The sequence below is a fragment of the Plebeiibacterium sediminum genome, from assembly GCF_026013605.1.
In the GTDB taxonomy this organism is placed as follows: domain Bacteria; phylum Bacteroidota; class Bacteroidia; order Bacteroidales; family Marinilabiliaceae; genus Saccharicrinis; species Saccharicrinis sediminus.
In genome coordinates this window covers 18,589-42,707 of record NZ_JAPDPJ010000003.1, presented here as the reverse complement: position 1 = coordinate 42,707, position 24,119 = coordinate 18,589, and the positions used below count along the sequence as shown (strand labels likewise).

Here is a 24,119-nt window from a genome sequence, read left to right as displayed (position 1 = left end):
TTTATTTATTACCATTCAATAGTAACAAAAAACAGGCCCAATAAAAGCCTGTTTCCCATTTATATATCGACTTATCTTAATCAAATATCTTCATTAATTCCTGAAGTTCATGTTTCTTATGTTCATTTCCCTGGTTATCATACGAATAAATTAAATTAACTAAAACACGTTTGATAACATCTTGATTTGAACATGGTGTAAAATACTCAACATTAGGAGGTAGTTTTTGCTGCTTTAAAAAATACTCGATTTCTCTTCTGCCTAAAATAGCTCCTTTATTAACAGGATTAATATAAAACAAAATATCATCATCTTCTTTAATGGCATTTTCATCTACATAGCATAAAATAAAGTTTTTGGGTAGATTAACACCAAAAATAGGCAATCCTAAACGTTGTGAAATTACTGAATAAATGATAGATAGAGATATAGGATTTCCTTTTTTAGAACTCATTACATCATTGATATACGAATTCTGAGGTGAAAAGAAATTAGAACTATTTCGTATAAATTGATGAATATCAAAAAGTACATGATTAATAATTCTAACCTTTTCAATAGAGGTTAAATGATCATTTAATTCTAACCAAATATCCCTACGCAAACGATCAATCTGTTGATTAAGTTCATCATAATTTAGGTCTGGATATTGGTATTTTGCCAACAAAAATGCTCCGTATAATAAATTCTCAGCACCGTTAGTTACCCATTTGCGCAACTCACTCTTTACATCCTTTAATTGAAGTGTATGAATTATATTTTCAACACGCCTTTGAAATATGTCATTTTCAGAACCTTCCCAGGCTTTTTCCAACTCAACAATAACATCAAGTTCTTCTTGTAACAACGCCTCTTCAACCGAACTAAAAACTATCTCATTGGGATCATCTAACAATGTAATTAGTGCATGTACCTTGTCTTTGTCCATAACTCAATATCAATTTTTCCTCTCTGCAACACTAAACAGTCTATTCTGCCAGACTATCTAATACCTTTTTAATCAATGTTTTTATCACCGGCTTATAATCCTTGCTATACTCGCCTGCTTTTCTATTTGCTATTATGGCACAAACTGTAGCTGCTCTATGTCCTAATAATTTTGATAAACCATATATAGCAGAACACTCCATTTCATAATTTGTAATACGGAAATTTTCATATATAAAATTACTGATTTTTTCATTGATATCAGAATCTACCAGTCCTAATCTTATTATTCTTCCTTGCGGACCATAAAATCCCGGTGCCGAAATAGTTACTCCTGTATTAAAATTATTATTTGACAGCTTATCTAATAATTCTGAAGATGCATCAACTACATAGGGTGATGTCAACTTTTCGTTCCAATTAACTGCAGTTTTAAAATCATTTTCAAAAGCTATATCTGACACAGTATCACGATTTGCATAAAAATTTAACAAACCGTCAAAACCAATCGCTTTTTCACTTAATAAGCATGAATCTACAGGTAAATCTTTTTGCAACGAACCTGACGTTCCAATTCTAACAAGATTCAATGTAGTTAACTGATCTTTAACCTGTCTGGTTTCAAAATCAACATTAACCAAAGCATCCAGCTCGTTCATTACAATATCAATATTGTCGGTTCCAATACCGGTTGCTACAACTGAAAAACGTTTACCTTTATACTTACCTGTAGTACTTACAAACTCTCTGTTACGCTTTTCTAATTCTATCTCATCAAAATAGGAAGCTACAACCTTAACTCTGTCTGGGTCACCAACCAATATTATATTTTCTGCTAATTCACCTGGTTTTAAATGTAAATGGAAAACACTTCCATCATTATTTATTATTAATTCTGATTCTTCAATTCGTTTTGTCATTTCTTTAAATGCGTGTTTTATTTTACCATCGAAAGGTATTATTTTTTTCATAAATTACGATCTATCGTACTTTTTCTTTCTTAAAATATATTTGACTTTACCTCTGCTTCTATTGTAACTTTATGCTTCAACTTCTTCCCTATCACTCTATTCTATAAACTTAAAACTACAACATTATGAAATCTGAATTATCAATTTACAGAGGTGAGCAAACACTATATCTGAAAACAAACCTTGTTCAAAAGAACAAAGTTTGGAAATTAATTCTGTTTGTTGAAGCTTCACATAAAATAAAATAGCATGTATTATCAATCTGATAAAAAAATTAGGAGCTGTACTTATATTGTTGCTTTATTAATGGTATTTATAGTTTGAATATTTATGGTTTAATGATCCCCATCCCCCATACATTTGTATGACTTTTCACCTTTACATTATATGAAGGTGGAAGCTTTAAGCCTTTGAATGGATAAACATAAGTATATGGTTTATAATCTATAATTGAGTCAGCTCCTTCTTTAAAGTAACACATAAAACCATTGAAATTTGACAATTAACACATAGGATTAATCAGAAAAAACAAATGCCATAAGAATTTTCTTTCTATTTTTGCCAAAAAATTAGATATGATACAAAGAATTCAAAGTATTTATTTATTGATAGCATTAGCTTTTGGGCTATCTATGTTTTTCACAAATCAAATAGAATTTATTGCTGATACAATTTATGTATTAAATTTTAAAGGAATAAACGCCATTGAAGCAACAGAAACTACTAAAAGCATTTCTGCTATAGCGTTAAGTATTTTATTATTTCTTACTCCTGCCGTTTCGTTGGTTACTATATTTTTATTTAAAAAGAGGATGATCCAAATCAGATTATGTGCAGCCAATATTGGTTTACTAATCGGTACAACAGCATTAACTTATTATTTTGGAACTGTAGGGATGAAAGCATTAAATGCTCAGAGTCTTACATATAGTGTTACGATGGTATTTCCTATTGCCGGAGCTATATTAAACTTTTTAGCACTTAGAGCTATTGGTAAAGATGAGGCTTTAGTAAGATCTATGGATAGAATACGATAAACATCATACAGTACTCAGATTTCAGTACACAGTATTATTAAATATAAACTATGTACTGAAGTCTGGTAACTGATAATTATTTTGATACAATTTTTACACTTCGGTTATAAATCTAAAACCAAACGTTCCAATTCATCACCTCCTGTAAGCATTAACTCTGGCTTTTCCAACATCTTCTTCAGAGTAACTAAAAATCCTACAGAATCTTTTCCATCAATAATACGATGATCGTAAGATAATGCAGTATACATAATTGGTCTGATCTCAACTTTCCCATTAACAGCCATAGGTCTGTCAACAATATTATGCATCCCTAAAATAGCAGACTGTGGCGGATTAATCAGTGGTGTTGACAACATAGAACCAAATACGCCTCCATTGGTAACAGTAAAAGTACCTCCTGTCATTTCATCCAGACTAATTTTTCCTGAACGAGCCTTTACAGCCAACTGTTTTAGCGTTTCTTCTATCTGAGCCAAACTCAACGATTCTGCATTTCTGATAACAGGAACCATCAATCCTTTAGGTGTTTGAACTGCAACAGAAACATCAACATAATTAGGTGTTACTATTTCATCACCATCAATCATTGAATTAACCATTGGATGTTTTTTCATGGCTAAAGCAGAAGCTTTGATAAAGAATGACATGAAACCTAATTTAACACCATGCTTTTCAACAAAAACATTTTGATATTTCTTTCTCATTGCCATAATTTCACTCATGTCAACCTCATTAAAAGTAGTTAACATGGCAGTTTCCTGTTTTACAGCAACCAAACGTGCACTAAGTTTTTTACGAAGAGAACTCATTTTTTGACGGTCCAGTTCACGCTCCTTTGGGGCAGATGAAATCCCTTTAACATTGGCTGAATCATTACTCGTCCCTTGTTCCTTAATGGCTTGAATTTCCTTTTTAGAAATGCGGTGCAGACCATTGATAACATCTTCAACAGTCCACCCTTCTTCCTCCATTATATTTTGAGCTACAGGCGAAACTTTAACCTTTGATAATTCTTCAGATACAGGTTTCTTCTCACTTGAAGCTTTTGCAGCAGGCTTTGATTCAACAGCAGGCGATTCTTTTGTTTGTTCTTCTTTCACCTCAGAAACTGTCCCTTCTTCGGGAGCCACCGATGTATCAATGGTGCAGGCAACTTCGCCTACAGCAACGGTTTCTCCAGCTTCTAATACAATTTTTATTTTTCCTGCTTTATCAGCATTTATGGTTAAGGTGGCCTTATCAGATTCAATTTCAGCCAATTCCTGATCTTGTGTTACTATATCACCATCATTTACCAACCAGCTGGCTATCTCAACTTCGGTAATAGATTCTCCTGGTGATGGAACTTTTATTTCAATTATCATGACTTGTTTATTTAACCTTTCTTTACTATCAATTATTACCTGTTCTCAAATTGATTCCTTGTCTTTAAAGCAATTTAAAGAGTGGGTATCATTAAATAGAGAAACGGGATTTTTTCGAAAAATATTTATGTTGTTTAAGGATTTCCTTGCGGTCTTTTCCATCTACACATTGTAAGCCACAATATTTATTATGCAGTTCGCAATGACACTTTTTAAATATTTTATCTACTATTTCCTTCTGCCCTACCATATGAAGACCGTTTAATCCTGTTGCCGGACTTCCACTTGCTAAACGGGCTACAGGAATCAGGCTTACACCTTTAAACATTCCTCTAATGTATTTCCATGCTCCCATATTTTCAGGCTCTTCCTGTACCCAAAGGTGCAATATGGCATTTTTATATTTTGCCACTACAGCATCCAACTTATCTTTGGGGAATGGGTGCAATTGCTCTATTCTGATCAAAGCAATATCCCTGGCATCCAACTCCTCTTTACGAGCCAATAAGTCGTAATAAATCTTACCGGAGCAGAATACTACTCTTTTTACTTTGTCAACTTTTACATTATCATCATCAATTACTTCCTCAAAGCCTCCTTCAACTATATCACTGACTTTAGAAGTACATTTAGGATGACGCAGTAAACTCTTTGGTGTAAATGCCACCAAAGGAATTCTGATATCACGTTTCACCTGACGTCGTAATAAATGGAAGAAGTTGGCCGGAGTAGTACAGTTGACCACCTGCATATTATTATTGGCTGCCAATGATAAAAATCGTTCAATACGTGCACTTGAATGTTCCGGTCCCTGCCCTTCAAATCCATGAGGTAAAAACAGAACCAAACCGTTCATCAATCCCCATTTTTCCTCAGCAGAACTAATATATTGATCAATAATAACCTGTGCTACATTATAGAAATCACCAAACTGAGCTTCCCAGATTGTTAATCCCTTAGGTGTAGCTAATGCATATCCGTATTCATAACCCATAACACCATATTCAGATAATAATGAGTTATAAACATGAAATGGAGCCTGACCTTCAGACAAGTTTTTAAGCGGAAAATAAAGTTCCTCAGAATCCTGAATAACCAATCCTGCATGACGATGCGCAAAAGTACCTCTTACACTATCCTGTCCGCTTAAACGAACCGGACTACCTTCTGTAACCAAAGTAGCATAAGCCAGTAATTCTCCCATTGCCCAATCCAAACGATCTTCGGCAACCATTTTTTTACGATCCTCTAATATTTTTACCGCTTTCTTAAAAAATGGCTTATCATCAGGCAAACTGGTTAGCTTTTCACTTAATGATAAAATTGTTTTCTCATCAACTCCGGTTTTTATTGGTGTAACAAAATCACCCGGATCAGGGTATCTGTAATCTACCCAGTCATCTTCTAAAAATCGTTGTATAACAACCTTATCAATTTTTTTAGAATCTTCTAACTGTTGTTCTAAATATTGATTGAAATTGTTTTGTAGATCGTTAATTTCTGTTTTTGAGAAAATATTTTGCTCCAACAGTTTATCTGCATAAATATCTCTTGGATTCGGATGTTTTGATATAGCCTTATATAAAGTTGGTTGAGTAAACCTTGGTTCATCACCCTCATTATGACCATATTTTCGATACGAAAGAACATCTACAAATACATCAGTATTAAACTTTTGTCTGAATTCCACAGCCAGTTCTAAAGCATACACTATTGCTTCAGCATCATCTCCATTAACATGAAAAACCGGGCTACGGGTTACTTTACCCACATCTGTACAATAAGTACTTGATCGGGCATCCAGATAGTTAGTTGTAAATCCAACCTGGTTATTGATTACAATATGAATAGTACCGCCAGTTTTATAACCTTTTAACTGGCTCATCTGAATCACCTCATAAACTACTCCCTGAGCTGCAATTGCAGCATCTCCATGAATTACGACAGGAATAGCCTTATTGTAATCATCATTATATTTATTATTGATTTTTGATCTTGTTATTCCTTCAATGATAGGACCAACAGTTTCAAGGTGTGATGGGTTTGGCGCCAGGTTTACTCTTACTTTTTGACCACTGCGGGTTTCAACATCATTCTGATAACCTAAATGGTATTTAACATCACCTAATGAAATTCCTTCAGCGTATTCATCTCCAACAAACTCCTTAAAGATATTTTTATATGGTTTCTTTAAAATATTGGCCAAAACATTTAATCGTCCACGGTGAGCCATACCAATCATGACTTCCTCAACACCTAGTTCTGCTCCTCTATTAATTAAAGCCTGTAACCCAGGAATAATAACCTCAGACCCTTCAATGGAGAATCTCTTCTGACCTACAAACTTTTTATGTATAAAACTCTCAAATCCAGCTGCAGCCTTCAACTGATCATAAATACGCTTTTTCTTTGCAACATCGAAATCTGGTGTGTTTTTAACCGTTTCCATTTTATGCTTTAACCACTCCACAACCTCCGGATGACGAATATACAGATACTCAACACCTACTGATTCACAATAGGTTTGCTGAAGATGCGCAATAATATCTTTTAGCTTGGCCTTTCCAAGTCCTAATTTAGATCCGGCTTCAAACTCCATCTCCAAATCAGCTTTTTCTAAGCCAAAGTTTTCAACATCTAAAGAAGGAAAATACTGACGACGCTGACGTACAGGATTTGTTTTTGTAAATAAATGTCCTCTTTGACGGTAGCCATGAATAAGGTTGGCTACATTAAATTCTTTTACTACACCGGTATTTACCGGAGCATCATAATTTTTACGAGCAAAATCAAATCCCTTAAAAAACAACTGATAGCTTTTATCAACAGACTCTGGGTCTTCAAGATAACTTTGGTACAATTGTTCTATAGTCCCAATTTCACTATTCCCAACAAAAGAAAAGTCTTCCATAGATTTAAATTCTTATAATAGGTGTATCTCTTAACTCTTTAAAGAGAATATTATTAACACAAGATATAAAATATGTAAATGAATGATCAAATTAAAGTAATTAGATTTTAAAAACATTGCAAATTGTAGACTTTCATAACATCAAATAAAATTTTTTTATTTACTCGATTTTTTGCATAACGTCTCAAATCTCCTTAAGATGATTTACTGATTTTAAATTCTCATGTTGTATTCACACCTCAATTTGTTTGTTTATTTTACTTTTGTAGATGCATAGAATATTAGACAAAAATCAATGAGTAATTTCCTTCAGCATCTGGCACAATACTATTTTAATAAATATCAAACCAATATCTCGGAATTTTGTTTTGTTTTTCCAGGAAGAAGATCTGGATTATTTTTTCAGCAACACCTTAGTAAGCTGACAGATAAACCACTTTGGTCACCAACAACACTTACGATTAACGAATTTATTCAGGAGTTTGCCAAAGATCAAATTGCAGATAAAATTACCTTAGTTTTTGAGCTATATCAGGTATACGAATCCATCTATAAATCCGGTACTTCGTTTGATGAATTTATGCCTTGGGGAGAAATTATTTTAAATGATTTTGATGATATTGATAAATATCTGGCAGATCCCAAACAAGTTTTTTCAAATTTACTTGCCATAAAAGAAATAGAAGATGACTACAGTTTCTTAACAGAAGAACAGATTGAAACAATTCAAAGTTTTTGGCACAGCTTTAATCCCAATAAACTTTCTGAGCATCAGGAGGAATTTATTAGGATATGGGAAAAACTATATGAGGTATATACTACCTTTAACAAACAATTAAAAGACAAGAACATTACTTACGAAGGTGCAGTTTATCGTTCTATTGCTGATAAGATTACTCAAAAAACACCTTTGAACATCAAATACCCTAAAATTGTATTTGTTGCATTTAACGCACTGAACCAATGCGAAAAAAAGCTATTTAATCATTTACAAATTACCAATAAAGCTGATTTTATTTGGGATGTACCGGAATGGCTATTAAGTTCTAACAACAGAAATCCAAATCCGTTTGAAAGAACCAAAGCACATGAAGCCATTCGCTTTATTGAGGAAAACATCATTAATTTCCCTTCTCCTTCGGATTGGAATTTGCCAGGAAATAAAAATTTACCGGATATTAAAATTACTTCGGTAGCATCAGACACTGCGCAAACTCAAATTGTAAATGATTTTTTAACTCAGCAAAAGGAAAAATCATTACAATATGACAAAAATGAAGAATTGGATTCAGCTTTACGGAATGCAGTAATTCTTACTGATGAAACCATCTTATTGCCAGTACTTCATGCCATTCCTCAAAATGATCAAAAGATCAATATTACGATGGGATATCCCATTAAAAACACACCGGCCTATGGATTATTGGAACTTATTTTTGACTTGCAAAAAAACTGCAGGCAGACCAAAGCCGGGAAAACATGGTTTTATTTTAGAAATGTGTTACCCATTTTAACGCATCAATATGTTGAACCTCTTAACAATGAACTTCATGCCGAATTGGCTAAAAATATTACCCGTCAAAATAAAACCTATATCGAAGCTAATGAACTTCAAAAAAGTAAGCTTTTAATTTCAATTTTTCATCCCATAAAAGACAGTAATGAGTTTTCGGAATACCTGACCAATCTGTTATACTTAATTCATACAGAATTGCAGGACTCTGAAAACAGTCAGATTATTGAAAAAGAATTTATATATCAGTTATTTTTAACCGTTACACAACTTTCCGATTTAATCAGTAAACTAAATGTTAGCATTCAGATCAATACCTGGATTAAGTTATTTAAACGAGCCGCTGACCTAAAAAGCATTCCTTTTAGTGGAGAACCTCTTAAAGGATTACAACTTATGGGAATATTGGAAACCAGAGCGTTGGATTTTGAAAATTTAATCATTCTGAATATGAATGAAGGCACATTCCCCCAATCAGGAGCCACCAATTCCTTGGTGCCATTTAGTTTAAGAAAAGCATTTAATCTGCCAACTATTGAGCATCAGGATTCTATTTTTGCATATTATTTTTACAGGTTAATACACCGGGCTAAAAACGTTCATTTATTATATAATTCATCTGCTCAGGGGATGCAAACAGGTGAAATGAGTCGTTTTTTATTTCAATTAAAATACGAATACCCAAAGGATAAATTAAGTTTTTCAACAGCTGTTGACCACATCAACATTCAAACACATCAAGCCTATTATATTGAAAAGGATGAAAAAACAATGAACATCCTGAATCAGTATTTAAACAAAGGAAGTAGAAAACTATCGCCAAGTGCTTTAAGTTCCTACTTCGAATGTCCAATGAGGTTTTATTACAAATACATATTAAAAGCCTCTGAACCTGATGAAATAACCGAAGAAATTGATCCAAGAATATTTGGTACGCTTTTTCATGAAACAGTTGAAGAACTTTACAAACCATATTTAGGAAAAGAAGTTTCTCCGGAAGATATTAAGGCTATTGCAAAAGATCAAAAACGAATTAAAAATGCATTACTGGAAAGCTTTAATAAATATTTTAGTACCCAGCTAAACCAAAGTGACTTTATTGATATTCAAGGAAAAAACGTTTTAATATACGATATTATCATCAAATATATTCAGCAGTTTTTAGTTGTAGAACAACGACATGCTCCATTTATACTTAAAGGACTAGAAAAACAGGTCGAATCAACAATTCAGATTAGCGAAGGTAAAACTTTAAATGTTGGTGGAACCATTGACAGACTAGACGAGAAAGATGGAATTGTAAGAGTGATTGATTACAAAACCGGATCTGGTGAAGATTTTTTCAATGAAATCGAGGAACTATTTTTAGAGTCAAAACATAAAAACAAAAAAGCCATATTTCAGACTTTGCTCTACAGTTATATCATAAAGAAAGATTTTCCTGAAAACATCAGTTTTCATCCTGGTGTGGTATGGATAAAAAAAATATTCACTTCGCCAGATTATTCTTTAAAAAAGGGAGCCCGAAGTAGTAAAGAAAAATTATCCTTAAAATTAATTGAAGATGAATATATTACAGAATTTAAAAGTCAGATGAATATTTTATTTGATCCTCAAATTCCTTTTAAACAAACAGAATATTCTGACAACTGTAAAATTTGCAGTTACAAGGGCATCTGTGGAAAACAATAGTAATATACAGTAACTAGTAACCTGTCTTCAGCCTACAACACTACTGAAATGTGGACTGTAGACTGGTTACTGTAGACTGGGAATTATTTTAACAAATCAGGTCTTCTTTCTTTTGTTCTTTTATAGGCTTGTTCTTCTTTCCAGGCCTCTATCTTTTTATTGTCGCCCGACAATAAAATATCCGGCACTTTCCATCCATTATAATCTGCTGGTCGTGTATACACTGGTGGCGCCAGTAAATTATCCTGGAAAGAATCTGTTAATGCAGAAGTTTCATCAGAAATAACTCCGGGAATTAATCGTATTACAGAGTCAGCAATTACAGCAGCGGCCAATTCTCCTCCAGTTAAAACATAATCACCAATGGATAATTCCATGGTTATATAATGATCTCTGACACGCTGATCAACACCTTTATAATGACCACATAAAATCATAATATTACCTTTTAGCGACAGCTTATTGGATATACCTTGATTTAAAGTCTGTCCATCCGGTGTTACATAAATAATTTCATCGTATTCCCTCTCCTCTTTTAACTTTTCTATTAAACGAGCAATAGGTTCAATCTGCATCACCATACCTGCTCCTCCACTAAAAGCATAATCATCTACTTTTTTATGCTTGTTGGTAGAATAATCTCTAATGTTATGACATACCAATTCAACCGTGCCTTTTTCCTGGGCTCTTTTGATAATAGATTCACTAAAAGGTCCCTGAAACATCTCTGGAAATAACGTTAAAATATCAATCCGCATTCTCTTTAATTTTGCTGCAAATATAATATTTTACAATTGGTACTTTCAGAATAACTATCATTAAAAACCAAACAGCTTTTATAAACTTTAAAAATTATATATGATGTTAGGGCCAAAAAAATTTGAGGTTTTAACTATATATAATATATTCGTACTACCGAAAGACAGGAATTTAAGATCCTGATTCTTGAATAAGTAGCTTATTGTACCACGAACTTTTATGCTGATGGAAGCAAATGATCTAAACAAATCCGGAGAAGAAAAAGAATTAAATTCATTAAACACTCCTGAAAATACGGAAAGTGAAAACAATAATTCTGTTGAAAATCAACTAGAAACAACAAGTGATTTAACTACAGAACAAAAAGAAACAATAGCTGACACTCCTGAATCATCTTCAGAAGAAAGCACTGCTACTGCTGAAGAAACATCAACAGATGGAGAATCAACAGATACAGAAGACGAAAAACCTGTTTTGGATAAAGTTGATTTAACAGCTTTATCTCGAGAAGAATTGGTTAAACGTTTAAAATATATTACTAAAAACTTTGAGCTTCATGAAATAAAAGATGAAGTAGATGAAATAAAATCTATCTTTTATAAATTATACAATGAAGAAGTAGAAGTATTAAAAAAGAATTTTGTTGAATCCGGAGAACTTGAAGAAAATTTTGCTGCTCCTATCGATGCTTTAGAATTAGAGATTAAGGATCTTATTCATGAATTTAAACAACGTAAATTTGAGCTTATTAAAAAGATTGAAGAAGAAAAAGAAAAAAACTTAAGTGCTAAAAACGAAGTTATTGAGGCTATCAAAAATTTAGTAAATCGTCAGGAATCTCTTAACGAAACCTTTAACGAATTCAGAAGCCTTCAACAACGATTTCACGAAATAGGTCCTATCCCTCAAAACAAAGTAAGAGATACCTGGGATACATATAACCTTCACATTGAAAACTTTTACAACTATGTAAAAATCAATAAGGAATTAAGGGATCTTGACTTAAAAAAGAATCTTGAATTAAAAACTGACCTTTGTGAAAAAGCTGAAAAACTAATTGACGATCCATTGGTAGTAAACAGCTTTAAAACACTTCAAAAATATCATGATCGCTGGCGCGAGATTGGTCCGGTACCTAAAGAAGTTAAAGATGAATTATGGGAAAGATTTAAAGCAGCTACCACTGTTATTAATCAAAAACATCAGGCTTACTTTGAAGGTTTAAAAGATCAGCTTAAAGAAAACTTAAAGCTAAAAACTGACCTTTGTGAAAAAGCTGAGGCAATTTTAAAAGAAGAAGCTCATTCACCTAAAGAATGGGAAGAAAAAAGTAAAAAGCTAATTAACTTACAGCAAACCTGGAAAACAATTGGTTTTGCGCCTAAAAAGGATAACAACACCATTTACGAGCGTTTCAGATCTGCTTGTGATAAGTTTTTTGAAGAGAAAAGAACGTTCTTTAAAGATTATAAAAACGAGCAGCAGCATCATTTAGTTGAAAAAACTAAACTTTGTGAAAAAGCTGAAGCTATGAAAGATAGTACAGACTGGAAGAAAACTACTGACGAATTTATCAAAATTCAGAAACAGTGGAAAGAAATCGGTCCTGTACCAAGACGTCAGTCTGATGCCATCTGGCATAGATTTAGAAAAGCCTGTGATGCTTTCTTTGATAACAAATCCAAGTTTTTTAATAAAGTTGACGAGTCGCAAGATGACAACTTAAAAGCAAAAGAAGCTATTATTGATGAATTGAAAAACTTCAAAAATAGTAGCGACAACGAAGAAACATTCAAACTTCTTCAGGATTACCAAAGAAAGTTTTCTGAAATTGGCCATGTTCCATTTAAGGATAAAGACAGAATTAATCAGGACTTCAGAAATGAAATAAACAAACATTTCGATAATCTGAATATGGATGAGTATCATAAAAATGTACAAAAGTTCAGAAACAGATTAGAAAACATGAAAAATTCTGATCATCAGGACGACAAACTTAATCAGGAACGTCATAAGCTTTTAAATAGATTAAAGCAATTGGAAAACGACATTACTGTTTGGGAAAATAACATTGGTTTCTTTGCCAAGAGTAAAAGCTCTGCTTCTTTAATTAAGGATTTTGAGCACAAAATTGAAAACGGTAAAAGGAACATCAAACTGCTACAAGAAAAAATAGATATGTTAGACCACATGGAAGAATAAAAACATATCAACATATTTAAATAATTAAAAGATGATTTGTATATTTACGAATCATCTTTTTTTTTTAGAGGTATGACAAATATCGTTATGATATTTATTGGAGAATAACTAATTTTACCAACTGAAATTAAAACAAGAATCGTGTTTTTTATAGGGGTATTTTCAACACATATTACATACATCATTTTAGCTTTAATATATGTTTTTGGCTATGGTACTTATGCCCTTAATTTAAAAAAACAAAAAGGTGAGGATCATACTGAATACAAAAGTATTACCTATCAAAAACCTGCGTATTCAAAACCTGTCAAAACCTTTTACGTAAGTAAAATCACCCACAATTCCTGCTCTGAAATAAAAGTAAAAGAACACGCCATAAAAACGTACAATTATAGGTTTATCAAACATAAATTAAAAACCTTTGATTGTAAATCATGGACTAGCTATAACTATCAGTTGCCCAATATTACACGTCCATCTCCAACTCAAGCTTAATTTTGTTATTTATTGTGTAACATTCGATACATAAATCGTAAAACGTTATTAATATTTTTATTGGATTAAAATAAAATTATGCTTGGAGTACTTGGAATTAATCACAAAACAGCTTCACTAGGTATAAGGGATAAATTTGCAATCCCTGCCGACGATATTATTCCATTATCAGAAAGATTTCTACAAATTAAAGAAATTGCCGGAGTTGTTGTATTGGCAACCTGTAACAGAACGGAAGTATATTACTCAAAAGACAACTGCTCAGCTAAAGAATGTAAAGACAATATTTTAAATGAATTACATTCTTATTTGAATGTTGAAACCGATTATAGTTCTAATTTTTACCACCATACTAATGCTGATGCCATCAGACATTTATTTAGGGTAACATCCGGAATTGACTCCATGGTTATTGGAGAAAACCAGATTGTAAATCAAATGAAAAAAGCTTATGTATTTTGTACAGAAGCTAATTTAACCGACGCAATCTTAATGCGTTTATTTCAAAAATCATTTGAATGCAGTAAAAAAGTCAGAACAGAAACATCTATTCAGCAAGGAGCCACATCTGTTGGTTATGTTGCCATTGATATGTGCGAAAAAATATTTGAAAACCTCAAGCTTCAGCATATATTAATTGTTGGTACTGGTGAAACAGGTCAACTTGCACTTAGAGATTTCAAAAAACGAGGTGTTGCTGATATATCAATTACCAACCGAACTGACGAAAAAACCTTAGAGGTAGCTAAAAACAGAAATGTAAATCCTATTTTATTCAGGAATTTTAAAGACCACTTAGCTCAGTCGGATATTATTTTAACTGCAACCAGCGCTGGTGAATATTTAATTACAAAACAAGATATTGAACAGATTCAGGAAATTCGTAAAAACAAAAAACAATTGTTTATTGATCTATCTGTTCCTCGTAATATCGATATTGAAATTGGAAACCTTGATCACACTCAATTAATTTGTGTGGATGATTTACAGAAAATATTGGACGATCATAAGGAAATGAGAGAAAACAGTGTTGACAATGCCAATATTATCATCGATGAGCTTGTTGAAGAATCGATCACTTGGTTAAACAGCCGTTCTCTAAGACCTGTAATTAAGTCTATCACCACAAATATGCAACAGTTAAGCGATAACGAATTGATTGAATATCGCAAAAACATGGACGAGAAAACCATTGAACAAATTGAAAAATACACAGGTTTACTGACTCAAAAATACATCCGAATGCTTATCAAAAATTTAAAAGAGGTTACAAACAACGGAAATGCAACAGCATCTCTTGATGTAATCAATCAACTTTTTAATTTTGAGGATAAGATCAACGAATAACACTTTTGATAAACATGCATCCAAATAAAATAACTATCGGAACGCGAGGTAGCAAACTAGCGTTATATCAGGCATACAAAGTAAAATCTGAGATAGAAAATATTGACCGCAATATTCAAATAGAGGTTAAAATTATAAAAACCAAAGGAGATAAAATTCTTGATGTGGCCTTATCTAAAATTGGAGATAAAGGTTTATTTACCAAGGAACTTGAAGTTGCTTTGATCAATAAAGAAATTGATTTCGCGGTGCATAGCTTAAAGGATCTCCCAACAGAATTACCTTCTGAGTTTTGTGTGGGTGCAGTGTTGGAAAGAGCTGATTTCAGGGATGCTTTAGTAAGTAAAAATGGTTTAAAGCTGAACGAATTAACTCCAGATCATACCATTGCAACTTCAAGTTTGAGAAGAATTGCAGGTTTAAAAAGAATCAATCCGGATTTTAAAATTGTAGATATCAGAGGCAACATAAATACGCGCCTTCAAAAAATGGAAGATGGATATTGCGATGCGATGATTATGGCTGCTGCCGGATTAAAACGATTAGAACTTGATCATTATATTACAGAAATTCTGGAACCTGCTGAATTTATTCCAGCTGTGGCACAAGGAGCTATTGCTATTGAATCTTTATCAGATAACGAATCTGTAAATAATTTCCTAAAGAAAATCAATCATCAAAATACACTAAACCAAGTAACTGCAGAAAGATCATTTATGAAAACCCTGATGGGTGGATGTCAGGTTCCTGTTGGAAGCTATAGTAAACTTGAAGGTGAAACTCTTACGCTTACTGGATTTGTTTCATCACTGGATGGAAAACAATATCTCAAACAAACGATATCAAATAGTGTAAACATGGCAGATCAAATGGGACAAGAACTAGCTCAAAAGCTAATTGATCAGGGAGCCAACGATATTTTAAACAGCATCAGAAACGCATAGATGTTAAAAATGGATAGCATATTAAAAGGTAAAGTTTTTATTTCTACGCGTCCTCTTGGTAAATCAAAAGATATACAAGTACTTTTTGAAAAGGAAGGTGCAGATTTAATTGAATTTCCTATGATTGAGTTGACAGAATCTGATGAGGATCTTTTATTACAAGGTTCCCTTAATCAGATAATGAACTTTACTCATGTTATTTTTACCAGTGCTAATGCTTTTCGTTTTTTTTACAGTCTTATTTCTAAGCAAGAAAATTCTGATGAAATTCTGAATCACCTAAAAGTTGCAAGTATTGGCTATAAAACTTCCGAAGAAATAAAATCTAAGGGATTAAATATTGTGTTTGATGGTCACGCTAAAACCGGCAAAGAGTTTATCACCAAATTAAAACCGTTTTTAAAAGATAAACAAGCCAATATTTTATGGCCTACCGGAGATTTATCTCCAAACAATTTAGTTGACACGCTAAATACGGTTGCTAACATTACAAGAATCAATATTTATAAAAACACAGCACCTGCCAATTTTAATCCGGAGGTACTGCAAAAAATAAACAAAGGTAATTACGATATGATTGTTCTGGCTAGTCCTTCTGCCATTAACAACCTGGTACCAATTACCTCTAATCATTTAAAAGTGGCTTGTATAGGACAAGTAACAGCAGAAGCTACTTTAAAACACAATATTACACCATTAGCCATTGCAGAAGAACCCAATGCTATTGGTATAGTTAATTCAATTAAAAATTATTACAAAAAACTATAATATCACATAAAACTAAAAGATATGGCATTTCCAATTACACGATTAAGAAGAATGAGACAATCTGAAGTCACCCGAAATATGATTAGGGAAACCCGTCTTACACGTGATGACTTAATAATGCCTTTATTTGTTCGTCCCGGAAAAGGAATTCAAAACCCCATTAACTCTATGCCGGGAAACTATCAGCTCTCTGTTGATTTATTAGTTGAAAAATGTAAGGAACTATACAATAAAGGAGTTCAATCCATTCTTTTATTTGGTATTCCTGAACACAAAGATGAGCATGGATTAGTTGCCTGCGAACATAATGGAATTGTACAACAAGCTACAAGAGCCATAAAAAAAGAACTACCTGATTTATATATTATCGCAGATGTTTGTAACTGTGAATATACCACACACGGTCATTGCGGAACAATAATTAATGGCGATGTGGATAATGATTCTACTTTAATCACTTTAGGAAAACAATCTGTTTCTTTAGCCGAAGCCGGAATTGATATGATTGCTCCAAGTGATATGATGGATGGACGTATTGGTTTTATCAGAAATGAATTAGACAAAGCCAACTTTACAAACATGCCTATCATGGCGTATTCTGCCAAATATGCATCTGCATTTTATGGTCCATTTAGAGATGCAGCCGAAAGTGCTCCTCAGTTTGGAAACCGTGCAACTTACCAAATGGATCCTGCCAATAGCAATGAAGCCCTCAGAGAAGTTGAACAAGATATTTTTGAAGGTGCCGATATTGTTATGGTTAAACCTGCATTAAGCTACCTTGACGTAATCAGAAGAGTAAAAGATAACTTTAATATGCCAATAGCAGCTTACAACGTAAGTGGAGAATTTTCAATGGTAAAAGCTGCTGCAGAAAAAGGATGGATCGATGAAAACCGAATTACACTTGAAATTTTAACATCAATAAAAAGAGCTGGTTCTGATTTAATAATTTCGTACCACACTCAGGATGTAATTGATCAATTGTAATAAAACAAACACTATAAAAGTTAAAAGGGTAAAGATTAAAGGGTGATTTCATCCTGACTTAAATACTTTTAACTTTCAACTTTTTGACTTAATAAAAATGAATACAGAAAAGAGTATAAAAGCTTTTCAGGAAGCAGTAAAACATATACCAGGTGGTGTAAATTCACCTGTTAGAGCATTTAAATCAGTTGGTGGAGATCCATTATTTATTCAAAGTGCCAAAGGATCAAAAATTACAGATATCGATAACAACGAATATATTGATTATGTTGCATCATGGGGTCCAATGATTTTGGGTCACTCCCACCCTGATGTTATTGAGGCTTTGCACCAAACAGCAATTAATGGAACCAGTTTTGGAGCGCCAACACTTATGGAAACTGAAATGGCAAATCTTATTTGCGAGATGATTCCATCTATTGAAAGTGTTAGAATGGTTAATTCCGGAACTGAAGCTACCATGAGTGCATTACGTCTGGCTCGTGGTTATACCCAAAGAGATCTTGTTATAAAATTTGAAGGATGTTATCATGGACATGGTGATTCATTTTTAATTAAAGCCGGTTCAGGAGCATTAACTTTAGGTACACCAAATTCGCCGGGAGTTACCAAAGGCACAGCAAGTGATACACTTACTGCCGAATATAATAACCTTGATTCTGTTTTAAGTTTATTTAATGAGTATAAAGAGCAGATTGCCGCTGTAATTCTGGAGCCTGTAACAGGAAACATGGGTGTTGTTCGTCCTACTGATGAATTTATTCAGGGCGTAAGAAAAGCATGTACTGAAAATGGTACTTTACTAATATTTGATGAAGTAATGACCGGATTTAGAGTTGCTAAAGGTGGTGCTCAGGAGGTATTAGGTATTAGGCCGGATTTAACTACACTTGGAAAAATCATTGGTGGCGGATTACCTGTTGGTGCTTACGGTGGTAAAAAGGAGATCATGGATCATTTAGCGCCTAATGGTCCTGTTTACCAGGCAGGAACACTTTCTGGAAACCCTATGGCTATGGCTGCAGGACTTACTACCCTCAAATTATTAAATAGTACTCCTGATTTTTATACTCAATTGGAAGAAAAAGCTCAGTTTTTAAGTGCAGGACTTCAAAACAATCTTGAACAACTTAAGTTTCCTGGTGTTATCAATCGTGTAGGTTCAATGTTTACACTATTTTTTACAAAAGAAAATGAAGTACAAAACTTTTCGGATGTAATGAAGTGTGATACAGAACTTTTCGCAAAGTATTTCAGATTATCCTTAGAAAGCGGTATTTATACAGCTCCTTCTCAATTTGAAGCCGGATTTGTATCAATTGCTCACACAAAAGAGGATTTACAAAAAACGATTGATGCAAGTTTTAACGCATTGAAGCAGCTTAAGAATTAAACTTTTATGAACGATTCATTACTATTAAAAATTCTTGCAGGAGAAAAGACGGAACGACCGCCATTCTGGTTTATGAGGCAGGCGGGCAGAGTACTTCCTTCGTATATGAAATTAAAAGAGAAGTATTCCTTTTGGGAGATGATGCAAGATCCAAAATTAGGCGCAAAAGTTACGCTTTTACCTATTGATGATCTTGGTGTAGATGCAGCAATTCTTTTCTCTGATATACTGGTCATTCCTTACGCTATGGGAATGGGATTAGATTTTACAGATCGAGGTCCTGAGTTTGATATTCCTTTATCGCAAAGAGAAAATCCTTTGGCAGATTTAAAACCAGATCCTACAAGGTTAAATTATATATACGATGTAATCAAACAAATTATAGCAACAAAACCAGCTCACATTCCCCTGATTGGTTTTTGTGGAGCTCCTTTAACTGTTTTGTGCTATATGTTGGAAGGAATTGGCAGAAGTAAAGACTTTCCTATAACACTGAAGTACTTATATCAAAATAAAGAAACGGTAAAAAAGCTTATTGAAGTTATTACTGACTTATCCATAATTTATGCGAAAGGGCAAATTAATAATGGCGTAAAAGTTTTTCAGTTATTTGAAACACATGCCGGATTAATTCCTTTTGACTTATATAAAGAATTGTTCTTTCCTGCAGTTAAAAAAATAGCTCAAGCTGTACGCGAAGAAGGTATTCCTTTTATTTACTTCCCTAAGGATTTAGGCTGTGGTATTAAAGAGGTTACTCCTGAAATGTGCGATTTTTTAAGCATTGATTGGCAAACTCCTATTGATGTGGCCAGAAAAATGGTGGATAGAAACATTGGATTACAAGGAAATATAGATCCTCGCTTATTATATGCTGACCAGAAAACTATTGAATCAAGTTTAAACAAATACATTGATTTTGGAAGTAAGAATCATGATTGGATTATAAATCTTGGACATGGATTTTTACCTGACATTCCGTATGAAAATGCAAAATTTCTGGCTGACTGGATTAAAAATACCAATTGGCAACGATAGATAATGATCATCTTATATATAAAATGCCGGAAACAATCTATTTTCGGCATTTTTTATCTGAAAACCATTAAATACTTGGATTTATGTTAGAGAAGCTTAAAAACAGATGGGGAATAAATTCCAATTTTCAGGTTGTGATTATTCTGGTTGTATTTTCAGTTACTGGTAGTGCAGCTGTTTTTGTTAAGAAGATCGTTTTTGATTTACTTGGTATTGATGCTGATACATCCTTATGGATTAAAATTCCGATGTATGTTTTAACAATACTACCATCATACCAAATACTTCTTTTAGTTATTGGAACCTTATTTGGTCAATATCGATTTTTCTACAACTTCCAGAAAAAAAGCATTGGTCGTTTTTTCAGGAAATCAAAACACAAATAACATCTTGCTAATTCAATCCAAAACTATATCCTAAAGAAATTAGTGGCAAAATAAAGTTATCAGGAGAATGAATAACCGATGCCTTTAATAAAAATCCTTTGGGAGCCTGATATCTATAACCCAATCTAAATGTCACAAAGTCAAATCCCCCTTCTTCATCAGTATTGGTATCTGCAATTAATGCACCAACTCCCAATTCTAAAAAATTCTTCTTCCCTCCCGTCATAAAGGCACTTTCAACAACTGGAATTACAGGATCCCAAATTATAAATCCACCTTTTAAAATTAGCGCATTCTTATTGCTCAATGGTATTAACCGTTCATAAGCAAATCCAAGTAAATCTTCATTGTAAACTGCGTTCTTTTGTATGGTAAACATAGTCTCTTCAAAAACCTCTTTATTCACATTCGTATTATTTCTAGCCTCAACCTGCCCTGCTATATCAGTTAGTGCAAGTATCCATATACCCATCAACAAAACCAACATTTTCATAACTAACAAATTTAAGTGCTATATATAAGTTACAACCAAAACAGAGGGTATACAATAATTTTTCTAAGGTATACTTACCTTATAAGTCTATAAATCAAAGCGTATAATTTTTTATTCTGAATTCGATTATCGAGCTATAAACAAATGAATAATTCAGATGTTAAATAAGCATTAAGAGCGATCTTATATAAGCACACATACATTGTAAGAATGAATAAAACAGAAGAAATAGCAAACATATACATGGAGTTGCAACAGCAAATGTGCCTCCAACTTGAATTATGCGATGGAACGGGAAAGTTTGCAAAGGTACCATGGTCAAAGGAAGTTGGCTATGGTGTTACCGGAGTGCTGAAAAAGGGAAGCATTATTGAAAAAGCTGGGCTTAATTTTTCGCATGTTAAAGGAAAGTTTTCCGACAGAATGGAATCTATCCTTACAACAAATGCTGAAAGATACGAAGCTACAGGTATTTCATCCATCATCCATCCGAAAAATCCACATATCCCAATTATTCATATGAATGTGCGATTTTTTGAATTGGACAATGGTACCTATTGGTTTGGTGGAGGAATTGACCTGACACCTCACTATATTGATATTGAAGAATCTAAATGGTTTCACCAACAATTAGCTGAGGTATGTAACAAATACGATGTTAACTTTTATCCTGAATATAAAGATTGGGCTGACGACTATTTTTATATTGAACACCGTAATGAAACCAGAGGTATTGGTGGAATTTTCTTTGATATGATTCAACCTCAAACAGAAAGCGAACTGAAAAAACTAAAGAATTTCACCATTGACCTGGCTAAATTATATCCTGATATTTATTGTACCATTATGGATAACAAACGAGGTCTGGCCTACACTGAGAATGAAAAAACATGGCAAAATATCAGACGAGGAAGATATGCTGAATTTAATTTAGTTTACGACAGAGGTACAAAATTTGGCCTGGAATCAGGCGGAAACACAGAATCCATTTTAATCAGTCTGCCTCCAATGGCAGAATGGGAACATAATTTCGCTGTACTTCCCGGTTCAAAAGAAGAAAAAACACAAGATCTATTGAAAAAAGGAATAGATTGGATAAACATGTAAAACGTACGATCTTACATTAACCTAATTAAAAATAAATCAAAACAATACTTAAATCATTAATCCAAAGCACACATCTTCTTTTTATTTATCTTTTAATTTTTACCTTTGTACCTTTAAAATTGAAGAGTTTTTAAGGTTTAATTTAAATGTTTGATACAGTGCCGGATACAAGATATATCTTTGTGACAGGAGGGGTTGCCTCATCATTAGGCAAAGGAATTATTTCAGCCTCTTTAGCAAAATTATTACAATCGAGAGGTTATAAAGTAACAATTCAAAAGCTAGATCCATATTTGAACGTGGATCCGGGTACTTTGAATCCATATGAACACGGAGAATGTTATGTTACTGAGGATGGTGCAGAAACAGACCTTGATTTAGGACATTATGAACGTTTTTTAAATGTTCCTACATCTCAGGCTAATAACGTTACCACCGGAAGAATATACCAAAATGTAATCAATAAAGAGCGCAAAGGTGATTTTCTTGGTAAAACGGTACAGATCATTCCTCATATTACAGATGAGATTAAAAGAAACATTAAACTATTAGGTAGTAAACACAAGTTTGATGTTGTAATTACAGAAATTGGTGGAACTGTTGGTGATATTGAATCGTTACCATACGTTGAAGCTGTTCGTCAGTTAAAATGGGAATTAGGAAACAGAGCATTGGTTATTCACTTAACATTGGTTCCTTTCCTAAACGCATCAGGGGAATTAAAAACAAAACCAACTCAGCACTCTGTTAAAACTTTACTTGAAGCCGGAGTTCAACCGGATGTTCTTGTATTACGTACGGAAAAAGACTTAGGTGCAGATATCAGAAAGAAAGTAGCACTATTCTGTAACGTTAACCCACGCGCTGTAATTCAATCTATTGATGTATCTACAATCTACGAAGTGCCTGTAAAAATGCAGGAAGAAGGTTTAGATGAAATCTGTTTAGAAAAGTTAGAATTACCAGTAAACAAAACACCTGATCTAAAAAAATGGAAGAGCTTCCTTAGCAAACTTAAAAATGCTGAAGAAGATGTGACCATTGGTTTGGTAGGTAAATATGTTGAATTGGCAGATGCTTATAAGTCAATTATTGAAGCACTAATTCACGCAGCAACATATCACGACAGAAAAGCTAAAATTAAATTAATACATTCAGAAGAACTAACTTCAGAAACTGTTGCTGAAAAACTTAGTGATCTTGATGCAATTCTTGTTGCGCCAGGTTTTGGTAACAGAGGTATTGAAGGTAAGCTTGAAGCAGTAAAATATGCCAGAGAAAACAACAAAGTATTTCTTGGTATTTGCCTTGGAATGCAGTGTGCAGTAATTGAATTTGCGCGCAATGTGGTTGATTTAGAAAGAGCCAATTCTGCTGAAATGGATCATTCTTCACCTTACAAGGTAATTGATTTAATGGAAGATCAGAAGAATGTTTCTGATATGGGTGGTACAATGCGTTTAGGAGCATATGACTGTTCTTTAAAAGAAGGAACAAAAGCCTTTGAAGCATACGGTAGAAAAGCAACTCATGAAAGACACCGTCACAGATATGAATTTAATAATGACTATCTGTCTCAATTTGAAGAAAAAGGTATGATAGCTTCAGGAACTAACCCAGATACTGGTTTGGTTGAAATAGTAGAAATTCCGGAATTGAAATGGTTTGTTGGGGTGCAATTCCACCCTGAGTATAGCAGTACTGTACTTAAACCTCATCCAATTTTTATGGCATTTATTAATGCTGCTATCCAAAAATAACTTTAATAAATAAACTGAA

The 24,119-nt window shown here is 33.2% G+C and carries 21 protein-coding genes; 14 read left to right on the top strand and 7 right to left on the bottom strand.

Annotated elements, in window-relative coordinates; translation table 11 throughout:
• Nucleotides 1-76: 76 nt before the first annotated feature.
• Both OM075_RS02785 and OM075_RS02780 read right to left on the bottom strand, forming a co-directional pair.
• Nucleotides 77-928: a transglutaminase-like domain-containing protein gene (locus OM075_RS02785; RefSeq protein ID WP_301188944.1), complete on the bottom strand. Its 852-nt coding sequence runs from the start codon at nt 926-928 to the stop codon at nt 77-79.
• Between the two features lie 40 nt (nt 929-968).
• Nucleotides 969-1,898, bottom strand: a complete 930-nt coding sequence (locus OM075_RS02780; RefSeq protein WP_301188943.1) for a nucleoside phosphorylase — start codon at nt 1,896-1,898, stop codon at nt 969-971.
• 125 nt (nt 1,899-2,023) lie between these two features.
• On the opposite strand from OM075_RS02780, the gene OM075_RS02775 reads away from it, so the two are divergent.
• A complete protein-coding gene (locus tag OM075_RS02775; protein ID WP_301188942.1) occupies nt 2,024-2,146 on the top strand; it encodes a hypothetical protein in 123 nt (40 codons plus the stop codon).
• 80 nt (nt 2,147-2,226) lie between these two features.
• Here OM075_RS02775 and OM075_RS02770 read toward each other — a convergent pair whose 3' ends face one another.
• Nucleotides 2,227-2,379 carry a hypothetical protein gene (locus OM075_RS02770; RefSeq protein WP_301188941.1) on the bottom strand — a complete coding sequence of 51 codons (153 nt, stop codon included), beginning with the start codon at nt 2,377-2,379 and terminating at the stop codon, nt 2,227-2,229.
• 94 nt (nt 2,380-2,473) lie between these two features.
• Between OM075_RS02770 and OM075_RS02765 the strand changes: the two genes are divergently transcribed.
• The gene (locus OM075_RS02765; protein WP_301188940.1) at nt 2,474-2,935 is read left to right on the top strand and encodes a DUF4293 domain-containing protein; all 462 of its coding nucleotides are present in this window, start codon (nt 2,474-2,476) and stop codon (nt 2,933-2,935) included.
• Nucleotides 2,936-3,039: 104 nt separating this feature from the next.
• Here OM075_RS02765 and odhB read toward each other — a convergent pair whose 3' ends face one another.
• Together odhB and OM075_RS02755 are read right to left on the bottom strand one after the other, a co-directional pair.
• Nucleotides 3,040-4,302: a 2-oxoglutarate dehydrogenase complex dihydrolipoyllysine-residue succinyltransferase gene (gene odhB, locus OM075_RS02760; RefSeq protein ID WP_301188939.1), complete on the bottom strand. Its 1,263-nt coding sequence runs from the start codon at nt 4,300-4,302 to the stop codon at nt 3,040-3,042.
• Nucleotides 4,303-4,393: 91 nt separating this feature from the next.
• On the bottom strand, nt 4,394-7,213 hold the full coding sequence (locus OM075_RS02755; protein ID WP_301188938.1) for a 2-oxoglutarate dehydrogenase E1 component: 2,820 nt from the start codon (nt 7,211-7,213) through the stop codon (nt 4,394-4,396).
• A 295-nt stretch (nt 7,214-7,508) separates the two neighbouring features.
• Here OM075_RS02755 and OM075_RS02750 point away from each other — a divergent pair, with 295 nt between their 5' ends.
• Nucleotides 7,509-10,418: a PD-(D/E)XK nuclease family protein gene (locus tag OM075_RS02750; RefSeq protein WP_301188937.1), complete on the top strand. Its 2,910-nt coding sequence runs from the start codon at nt 7,509-7,511 to the stop codon at nt 10,416-10,418.
• An 83-nt stretch (nt 10,419-10,501) separates the two neighbouring features.
• On the opposite strand, the gene trmD is transcribed toward OM075_RS02750, so the two are convergent.
• The gene (gene trmD, locus OM075_RS02745) at nt 10,502-11,176 is read right to left on the bottom strand and encodes a tRNA (guanosine(37)-N1)-methyltransferase TrmD (protein WP_301188936.1); all 675 of its coding nucleotides are present in this window, start codon (nt 11,174-11,176) and stop codon (nt 10,502-10,504) included.
• 226 nt (nt 11,177-11,402) lie between these two features.
• On the opposite strand from trmD, the gene OM075_RS02740 reads away from it, so the two are divergent.
• The 9 genes from OM075_RS02740 to OM075_RS02700 all read left to right on the top strand — a co-directional run bounded on the left by OM075_RS02740 (nt 11,403) and on the right by OM075_RS02700 (nt 20,740).
• Nucleotides 11,403-13,379, top strand: coding sequence for a DUF349 domain-containing protein (locus tag OM075_RS02740; protein WP_301188935.1), 1,977 nt, complete (start codon nt 11,403-11,405; stop codon nt 13,377-13,379).
• A 141-nt stretch (nt 13,380-13,520) separates the two neighbouring features.
• Nucleotides 13,521-13,874: a hypothetical protein gene (locus tag OM075_RS02735; protein WP_301188934.1), complete on the top strand. Its 354-nt coding sequence runs from the start codon at nt 13,521-13,523 to the stop codon at nt 13,872-13,874.
• Between the two features lie 78 nt (nt 13,875-13,952).
• Nucleotides 13,953-15,221 (top strand): glutamyl-tRNA reductase, encoded by a 1,269-nt coding sequence (gene hemA / locus OM075_RS02730; protein WP_301188933.1) that lies wholly within the window; start codon nt 13,953-13,955, stop codon nt 15,219-15,221.
• Between the two features lie 14 nt (nt 15,222-15,235).
• A complete protein-coding gene (gene hemC / locus OM075_RS02725; protein ID WP_301188932.1) occupies nt 15,236-16,165 on the top strand; it encodes a hydroxymethylbilane synthase in 930 nt (309 codons plus the stop codon).
• Nucleotides 16,166-16,174: 9 nt separating this feature from the next.
• Nucleotides 16,175-16,933 (top strand): uroporphyrinogen-III synthase, encoded by a 759-nt coding sequence (locus OM075_RS02720; RefSeq protein ID WP_301188931.1) that lies wholly within the window; start codon nt 16,175-16,177, stop codon nt 16,931-16,933.
• Between the two features lie 21 nt (nt 16,934-16,954).
• Nucleotides 16,955-17,923 carry a porphobilinogen synthase gene (gene hemB, locus OM075_RS02715; RefSeq protein WP_301188930.1) on the top strand — a complete coding sequence of 323 codons (969 nt, stop codon included), beginning with the start codon at nt 16,955-16,957 and terminating at the stop codon, nt 17,921-17,923.
• 97 nt (nt 17,924-18,020) lie between these two features.
• Nucleotides 18,021-19,316 (top strand): glutamate-1-semialdehyde 2,1-aminomutase, encoded by a 1,296-nt coding sequence (hemL, locus tag OM075_RS02710; RefSeq protein ID WP_301188929.1) that lies wholly within the window; start codon nt 18,021-18,023, stop codon nt 19,314-19,316.
• Nucleotides 19,317-19,322: 6 nt separating this feature from the next.
• Nucleotides 19,323-20,354, top strand: a complete 1,032-nt coding sequence (gene hemE, locus OM075_RS02705; RefSeq protein WP_301188928.1) for a uroporphyrinogen decarboxylase — start codon at nt 19,323-19,325, stop codon at nt 20,352-20,354.
• A gap of 83 nt (nt 20,355-20,437) precedes the next feature.
• Nucleotides 20,438-20,740: a DUF6787 family protein gene (locus OM075_RS02700; protein WP_301188927.1), complete on the top strand. Its 303-nt coding sequence runs from the start codon at nt 20,438-20,440 to the stop codon at nt 20,738-20,740.
• A 7-nt stretch (nt 20,741-20,747) separates the two neighbouring features.
• Here OM075_RS02700 and OM075_RS02695 read toward each other — a convergent pair whose 3' ends face one another.
• Nucleotides 20,748-21,233 carry a hypothetical protein gene (locus OM075_RS02695; protein ID WP_301188926.1) on the bottom strand — a complete coding sequence of 162 codons (486 nt, stop codon included), beginning with the start codon at nt 21,231-21,233 and terminating at the stop codon, nt 20,748-20,750.
• A 210-nt stretch (nt 21,234-21,443) separates the two neighbouring features.
• On the opposite strand from OM075_RS02695, the gene hemF reads away from it, so the two are divergent.
• On the top strand, nt 21,444-22,340 hold the full coding sequence (hemF, locus tag OM075_RS02690) for an oxygen-dependent coproporphyrinogen oxidase (protein ID WP_301188925.1): 897 nt from the start codon (nt 21,444-21,446) through the stop codon (nt 22,338-22,340).
• A 146-nt stretch (nt 22,341-22,486) separates the two neighbouring features.
• Entirely contained in the window at nt 22,487-24,100 is a 1,614-nt protein-coding gene (pyrG, locus tag OM075_RS02685) for a CTP synthase (protein ID WP_301188924.1), read from the top strand.
• Nucleotides 24,101-24,119: the final 19 nt, after the last annotated feature.

Excerpts from the sequence above, each read along its gene's own strand:
- OM075_RS02720 (WP_301188931.1), top strand. The coding sequence starts at position 16,175 with ATGGATAGCATATTAAAAGGTAAAGTTTTTATTTCTACGCGTCCTCTT.
- pyrG (WP_301188924.1), top strand. The coding sequence starts at position 22,487 with ATGTTTGATACAGTGCCGGATACAAGATATATCTTTGTGACAGGAGGG.
- OM075_RS02740 (WP_301188935.1), top strand. The coding sequence starts at position 11,403 with ATGGAAGCAAATGATCTAAACAAATCCGGAGAAGAAAAAGAATTAAAT.
- OM075_RS02765 (WP_301188940.1), top strand. The coding sequence starts at position 2,474 with ATGATACAAAGAATTCAAAGTATTTATTTATTGATAGCATTAGCTTTT.
- OM075_RS02780 (WP_301188943.1), bottom strand. The coding sequence starts at position 1,898 with ATGAAAAAAATAATACCTTTCGATGGTAAAATAAAACACGCATTTAAA.
- hemF (WP_301188925.1), top strand. The coding sequence starts at position 21,444 with ATGAATAAAACAGAAGAAATAGCAAACATATACATGGAGTTGCAACAG.
- trmD (WP_301188936.1), bottom strand. The coding sequence starts at position 11,176 with ATGCGGATTGATATTTTAACGTTATTTCCAGAGATGTTTCAGGGACCT.
- OM075_RS02775 (WP_301188942.1), top strand. The coding sequence starts at position 2,024 with ATGAAATCTGAATTATCAATTTACAGAGGTGAGCAAACACTATATCTG.
- hemL (WP_301188929.1), top strand. The coding sequence starts at position 18,021 with ATGAATACAGAAAAGAGTATAAAAGCTTTTCAGGAAGCAGTAAAACAT.
- odhB (WP_301188939.1), bottom strand. The coding sequence starts at position 4,302 with ATGATAATTGAAATAAAAGTTCCATCACCAGGAGAATCTATTACCGAA.
- OM075_RS02700 (WP_301188927.1), top strand. The coding sequence starts at position 20,438 with ATGTTAGAGAAGCTTAAAAACAGATGGGGAATAAATTCCAATTTTCAG.
- OM075_RS02750 (WP_301188937.1), top strand. The coding sequence starts at position 7,509 with ATGAGTAATTTCCTTCAGCATCTGGCACAATACTATTTTAATAAATAT.
- hemC (WP_301188932.1), top strand. The coding sequence starts at position 15,236 with ATGCATCCAAATAAAATAACTATCGGAACGCGAGGTAGCAAACTAGCG.
- OM075_RS02695 (WP_301188926.1), bottom strand. The coding sequence starts at position 21,233 with ATGAAAATGTTGGTTTTGTTGATGGGTATATGGATACTTGCACTAACT.
- OM075_RS02755 (WP_301188938.1), bottom strand. The coding sequence starts at position 7,213 with ATGGAAGACTTTTCTTTTGTTGGGAATAGTGAAATTGGGACTATAGAA.
- OM075_RS02770 (WP_301188941.1), bottom strand. The coding sequence starts at position 2,379 with ATGTGTTACTTTAAAGAAGGAGCTGACTCAATTATAGATTATAAACCA.
- hemE (WP_301188928.1), top strand. The coding sequence starts at position 19,323 with ATGAACGATTCATTACTATTAAAAATTCTTGCAGGAGAAAAGACGGAA.
- OM075_RS02785 (WP_301188944.1), bottom strand. The coding sequence starts at position 928 with ATGGACAAAGACAAGGTACATGCACTAATTACATTGTTAGATGATCCC.
- hemB (WP_301188930.1), top strand. The coding sequence starts at position 16,955 with ATGGCATTTCCAATTACACGATTAAGAAGAATGAGACAATCTGAAGTC.
- hemA (WP_301188933.1), top strand. The coding sequence starts at position 13,953 with ATGCTTGGAGTACTTGGAATTAATCACAAAACAGCTTCACTAGGTATA.